This window comes from Micromonospora sp. NPDC049580 (assembly GCF_040675595.1).
Lineage (GTDB): Bacteria > Actinomycetota > Actinomycetes > Mycobacteriales > Micromonosporaceae > Micromonospora.
This window is the reverse complement of the sequence record NZ_JBFAPG010000488.1, coordinates 1-4,742: the sequence shown is the minus strand read 5'-3', so window position 1 is coordinate 4,742 and position 4,742 is coordinate 1. Positions and strand designations below refer to the sequence as shown.

Genomic DNA, 4,742 nt, shown 5'->3' with positions numbered 1-4,742 from the left:
GGCGGCGTGCACGCCGACGTACCCGCCGCCGGCGGCGATGTACTGCTCGAAGGCCGTCTGCTGGCTGGCGTTGAGGACGTCGCCGGTCGTCGACATGAAGACCACCGCCTGGTACTGGGCCAGGTTGGAGGTGGTGAACTGGGCGGCGTCCTCGGTCGCGGTCACGCTGAAGCCGTTGGAAGCGCCGAGCTGCTGGATGGCCGCGATTCCGTTCGGGATGGACGAGTGCCGGAAGCCGGCGGTCTTGCTGAACACCAGGACCTTGGTCAGCGGTGCGGCCGAGGCCGTCGTGGGAAGGGCTATCAGGCCGGCCATCAACACGGCCAGGCCGGTGACGAATGCCAACAGGCGGGGACGGGAACGCATGGTCTTGCTCCTCTGCTGAGCGTCGACCCCGAGGGGTGCGCGAGGGCACGCCCCGGGGCCAGGGTGGCGGTGGTGCGGAAGCCGGGCCGCCGATGCTCGGCTGAGATGGTGCGGTGATGTGGAGCGGTGGTGAACGTGCGATTGGCCAGCCGATGACTCCGACCAACCTCTATGGACGGTCACAGTGCATCGACTCACATCGCTGACGCAGTAAACCTCCGATGTCTGCGCCCCGTCAAGCCCACCCGCTCCGGCCTGGGACGCACCGTGGCACGGTCAGCGCCGGCGTCGGAGCGGGACGTAGGGTCGGCGGTATGTCCACCGACGAAGATCGCGAGCGCCTCGCCGGGCAACTCGCGGCGCTGCCGGTCCGTGAGCTGGTCGACGTCCTGCGGCGTGCCCTGCCGCGGTTCACGCAGGAGGTGTACGGCATGCGAACGGTGCTGACCCTGGCCAACGTCACCTGGTTCGAGGACGATGTCGACCCGGGCCTCGACGTCGAGTTGGTCGCCTGGCCCGATCGCGACTACTACGGCGGTGAGCTCGGCCTGGATCAGGGCCTGTGGGAGAACGGCCGGTGCCCACGCTGCGATGTCGAGGTCACCTCGAACGCCAAGCGCGCGCACTGCCCGTACTGCGGCACCGCGTGCGTCCTGACCTGACGGTGCGCGCCAGCGTCGCGGTGGTCAGCCTCGGCCGTTCGACTCCGGGTCGCGAGTGGCCCTGGTCGCCATGAGGATGAGGTCGGCGATCGCCTCGGGGTGCGTGACCATGGCGAGGTGTGAGGAGTCGACCTCGATCGTCGTCGCGTTCATCCGCTCGGCCAGGAACCGCTCCAGCTCGGGCGCGGTGGTCCGGTCCGCGGTGGAGACGGAGTAGTACGGGCAGGCTTGCGCCGGAGGCGTCAGCGACCGAGGACGAGGTACGCGAGGCCGAGGACGCCGCGGTAGCCGCCGACGTACTGGCGCAGCCGGTCGTCGAGCTCCGCGCGGATCTGGTCCGCGCGGGGATCCTCGGGGTACGTCAGCAGCCACTCTTGCCGCCCCGCGAGCCAGGTGGACTCGAAGTCGTCCCACTCCCGCTGGTCGGCGGTGCTCAGGTGCAGCAGCCGCCAACCGCGCGCGCGGGCGGCCTCGACGAGGCCCGCGAGATCGGTGACGTCCGCACCGAAGATCCGCGTGGCCTCCGCGGTGGGGTCGGACTGCCAGTACCCCTCGCCGAGCAGCAGCCGCCCGCCCGGACGGACCACGCTGGCGAGCGCGTCGAGGGCCGCGCCGGTGCCGCCGAAGACGTGTGCCGAGCCGATACACAGGACCCGGTCGGCCGGCTCGTGCCAGGCCGCGGCCTCGCCCATCACGAAGGCGACGTGCCGGTTCAGCGACTTCTCGGCGGCGAGCCTGCGCCCGCGGGCGAGGGCGGCCTCGTCGGTGTCGACACCGACGCCTCTCGTCGCGACGGGGCCTGCCACGCCGCCCGCGGCGACGGCGCGCAGCAGCAGCTCGCCCCAGCCGCAGCCGAGGTCCAGCACGCGCGCGCCGGGGCGTACGTCGAGTCGTCGCAGCAGCAGGGCCGCGTGCTCCTCCGAGAGCGGCGTGTTCCAGCGCATCCGCGCGTACCGGCTGGCGGCGAGGTGGTCGGTGCTGTGCATCCGTTCAGGGTGTCAAGTCGGGATCACCGGCGCGCACCGGGTGGGGTGCGTTCGGGTTGCGCGCAGGTCGGGACGGGTGTCGGGGCGTACGGCAGGATCGGTGCAGTGGACGCGGGCGCGGCGCAGCCCTGGCGGCCGCCGACCCGGCAGGAGGTCGCGGCCGCGGCCGGTCGTGGCCTGGTGGACGTGATCGGCCCGGGACTGCGGGTGCTGTTCTGCGGCTTCAACCCGGGTCTGTACTCGGCGGCGGTGGGGGAGCACTTCGCCCGCCGGGGCAGTCGCTTCTGGCCGGCCCTGCACGGCGCCGGCTTCACCGACCGGGAGCTGCGCCCGTGGGAGCGCGCCGAGCTGCTGCGGCAGGGACTGGGCATCACCAGCCTGAGCAACCGGGCCACCGCCCGCGCCGACGAGCTGACCCCGGCCGAGCTGGTGGCCGGGGTGACCGGGTTGGCGGTGAAGGCCGAGCGGCACCGGCCGAGGTGGGTGGCGATTCTCGGGGTGACCGCGTACCGGATCGCGTTCGTCCGGCCGAAGGCCGGGCTGGGCCCGCAGCCGGAGCGGCTGGGCCCGGCCCGGGTCTGGGTGCTGCCCAACCCCAGCGGTCTGAACGCGCACTTCCCGCTGCCGGCGCTGACGGCCGAGTTCGCGGCGCTGCGGCGGGAGGCGGGTTCCTAGACGCCGTCGGCGGCCAGCGCCCGGTAGTAGGGGGTCATGGCGGGGTGGTACTCGTCGAACTCCGGTTGGCGGGAGCCGTCCCGGGAGGCGACCAGCATGTCCAGGTAGTACTCCCAGCCGGCGCCCACCTCGGCGATGCCGTCCAGGCTGGTGAGGCGCTGGGCGAAGCGCAGCTCGGTGGTGCCGTCGGTCTCGGCCAGCGCGAACTCCAGCAGCCAGCTGCCCGAGCCGTCGATCATCGACACGCCGAGGCGCCGCTGCGGCTCGCACACCTCGATGCGTACGTCGCACCAGGGCTGCTGCTCCTCGTACGCCATCTGGACCCGGATGGTCCGGCCGGGCCCGGCGTCGCCCTCCCACGGGCCGAACCAGCGGGCCGTGCGCTCCGACTCGGTAAGGCTCGCCCACACGTCCGCCGCCGGGGCGCGGAACGTGCGGGTCAGGACGAGGTCGTGGCCGGTGGCGGTGCGGAACAGGCGGCCAGCGGGTGTACGGGTCATGCGATGTGCTCCGTTCGGTGTTCCGCCGGGCCGCGGGCGCGGCGTTCCCGGCGGGTTCGATGGACCTCGGTCTCCAGGGCGTCGAGGCGTTGCTCCCACCGGTCCGGTGCGGTGAACTCGGCGAGCCAGTCGATCAGCGCGGCGAGCGGGCCGGGGTCGAGGCGGTAGATCCTGCGGCGGCCAATCAGCTCGTCGCGGACCAGCCCGCTCTCCCGCAGCACCCGCAGGTGGCGACTGACCGCGGGTCGGCTGATGGCGAACCGCTGGGCGATCTCACCAGCGGCCAGCGGCGCGTCGCGCAGCATGGTCAGGATGCGCCGCCGCACCGGGTCCGCGATCGCGGTGGCCACCTCGTCCACGCCCGAAGCGTAACCCATCGGTTACGGGTTTGCGTAGGGCCGGCTGCGTCGATGGTGGGCACATGATCACCTGACCTGGCACTCTTGAGGACATGCCAGCCCAGCTTCGATCCCGCCTGCTCGATTGGACCGTCGCCGTACCCGTGCTCGCCGTGCTGGTGTTGCTCGTGACGTGGGGGCGGGACCTTCCCGCCCCTGTCGTCGTGGTGGTCGCCGCGTTGCTGGGCGGTGCGGTGCTCGCCGCCGTGCACCACGCCGAGGTGGTCGCCCACCGGGTGGGGGAGCCGTACGGCTCGCTGGTGCTCGCCGTCGCGGTCACGGTCATCGAGGTGGCCCTGATCGTCACGCTGATGATCAGCGGGCCGGAGAAGACCCAGTCGCTCGCCCGCGACACCGTCTTCGCCGCCGTCATGATCACCTGTAACGGGATCCTCGGCCTGTCCCTGCTGCTCGGGGCGCTGCGCCGACGCGTGGCCGTGTTCAATCCCGAGGGCACCGGCGGGGCCCTGGCCACCGTGATCACCCTGGCCACGCTGAGCCTGGTCATCCCGACCTTCACCACGGCCCGCCCCGGCCCGGAGTTCAGCCCGGCCCAGCTCGCCTTCGCCGCCGTCGCGTCGCTCGCGCTGTACGGGCTGTTCGTGCTGGTGCAGACCGGCCGGCACCGCGACTACTTCCTGCCCGTCGACACCGAGGGTCGGGTGATCGACGCCGAGGAGCACGCCAAGCCGCCGACCACCCGCGCGGCGCTGATCAGCCTGGGGCTGCTGCTGGTGGCGCTGGTCGCGGTGGTCGGCGACGCCAAGACCGTCTCGCCGACCATCGAGGCCGGCGTGGCGGCGGCGAACCTGCCGCACGCGTTCGTCGGCGTGATCATCGCCCTGCTGGTGCTGCTGCCGGAGACCCTGGCCGCCGCCCGCGCCGCCCGCCGGGACCGCGTGCAGATCAGTCTGAACCTCGCCCTCGGCTCGGCGATGGCCAGCATCGGCCTGACCATCCCGGCCATCGCCATCGCCTCGATCTGGCTGGACGGCCCGCTGCTGCTCGGCCTCGGCGGCACCCAGCTCGCGCTGCTCGCGCTCACCGCGGTGACCGCCGTGCTGACCGTGGTGCCGGGGCGGGCCAACGTGTTGCAGGGCGGTGTGCACCTGGTGCTGCTGGCCGCGTTCGTCTTCCTGGCCGCCAGCCCCTGAC

The 4,742-nt window shown here is 72.8% G+C and carries 8 protein-coding genes; 3 read left to right on the top strand and 5 right to left on the bottom strand.

The window, feature by feature from the left end:
• On the bottom strand, nucleotides 1-366 hold a 366-nt coding region (locus AB0J68_RS27545; protein ID WP_363941241.1), incomplete at its 3' end, for a ThuA domain-containing protein.
• A 314-nt stretch (nucleotides 367-680) separates the two neighbouring features.
• Between AB0J68_RS27545 and AB0J68_RS27540 the strand changes: the two genes are divergently transcribed.
• Entirely contained in the window at nucleotides 681-1,028 is a 348-nt protein-coding gene (locus AB0J68_RS27540) for a hypothetical protein (RefSeq protein ID WP_354863228.1), read from the top strand.
• 24 nt (nucleotides 1,029-1,052) lie between these two features.
• Here AB0J68_RS27540 and AB0J68_RS27535 read toward each other — a convergent pair whose 3' ends face one another.
• Together AB0J68_RS27535 and AB0J68_RS27530 are read right to left on the bottom strand one after the other, a co-directional pair.
• Nucleotides 1,053-1,181: a hypothetical protein gene (locus AB0J68_RS27535; protein WP_363941238.1), complete on the bottom strand. Its 129-nt coding sequence runs from the start codon at nucleotides 1,179-1,181 to the stop codon at nucleotides 1,053-1,055.
• An 89-nt stretch (nucleotides 1,182-1,270) separates the two neighbouring features.
• The gene (locus tag AB0J68_RS27530; RefSeq protein ID WP_355068702.1) at nucleotides 1,271-2,014 is read right to left on the bottom strand and encodes a methyltransferase domain-containing protein; all 744 of its coding nucleotides are present in this window, start codon (nucleotides 2,012-2,014) and stop codon (nucleotides 1,271-1,273) included.
• Nucleotides 2,015-2,119: 105 nt separating this feature from the next.
• Between AB0J68_RS27530 and mug the strand changes: the two genes are divergently transcribed.
• Complete coding sequence (gene mug, locus AB0J68_RS27525) at nucleotides 2,120-2,689, top strand: G/U mismatch-specific DNA glycosylase (RefSeq protein ID WP_354863231.1); 570 nt, start codon at nucleotides 2,120-2,122, stop codon at nucleotides 2,687-2,689.
• On the opposite strand, the gene AB0J68_RS27520 is transcribed toward mug, so the two are convergent.
• Together AB0J68_RS27520 and AB0J68_RS27515 are read right to left on the bottom strand one after the other, a co-directional pair.
• A complete protein-coding gene (locus tag AB0J68_RS27520) occupies nucleotides 2,686-3,189 on the bottom strand; it encodes an SRPBCC family protein (protein ID WP_363941234.1) in 504 nt (167 codons plus the stop codon). The two genes, mug and AB0J68_RS27520, sit on opposite strands and share 4 nt — an antisense overlap.
• On the bottom strand, nucleotides 3,186-3,548 hold the full coding sequence (locus AB0J68_RS27515; protein ID WP_355068696.1) for a metalloregulator ArsR/SmtB family transcription factor: 363 nt from the start codon (nucleotides 3,546-3,548) through the stop codon (nucleotides 3,186-3,188). The genes AB0J68_RS27520 and AB0J68_RS27515 overlap by 4 nt, the downstream gene beginning before the upstream one ends.
• Nucleotides 3,549-3,640: 92 nt before the next feature.
• Between AB0J68_RS27515 and AB0J68_RS27510 the strand changes: the two genes are divergently transcribed.
• Entirely contained in the window at nucleotides 3,641-4,741 is a 1,101-nt protein-coding gene (locus tag AB0J68_RS27510) for an ionic transporter y4hA (protein ID WP_354863234.1), read from the top strand.
• The last annotated feature ends 1 nt before the right edge of the window (nucleotide 4,742 follow it).

Excerpts from the sequence above, each read along its gene's own strand:
- AB0J68_RS27540 (WP_354863228.1), top strand. The coding sequence starts at position 681 with ATGTCCACCGACGAAGATCGCGAGCGCCTCGCCGGGCAACTCGCGGCG.
- AB0J68_RS27535 (WP_363941238.1), bottom strand. The coding sequence starts at position 1,181 with ATGAACGCGACGACGATCGAGGTCGACTCCTCACACCTCGCCATGGTC.
- AB0J68_RS27530 (WP_355068702.1), bottom strand. The coding sequence starts at position 2,014 with ATGCACAGCACCGACCACCTCGCCGCCAGCCGGTACGCGCGGATGCGC.
- AB0J68_RS27520 (WP_363941234.1), bottom strand. The coding sequence starts at position 3,189 with ATGACCCGTACACCCGCTGGCCGCCTGTTCCGCACCGCCACCGGCCAC.
- AB0J68_RS27510 (WP_354863234.1), top strand. The coding sequence starts at position 3,641 with ATGCCAGCCCAGCTTCGATCCCGCCTGCTCGATTGGACCGTCGCCGTA.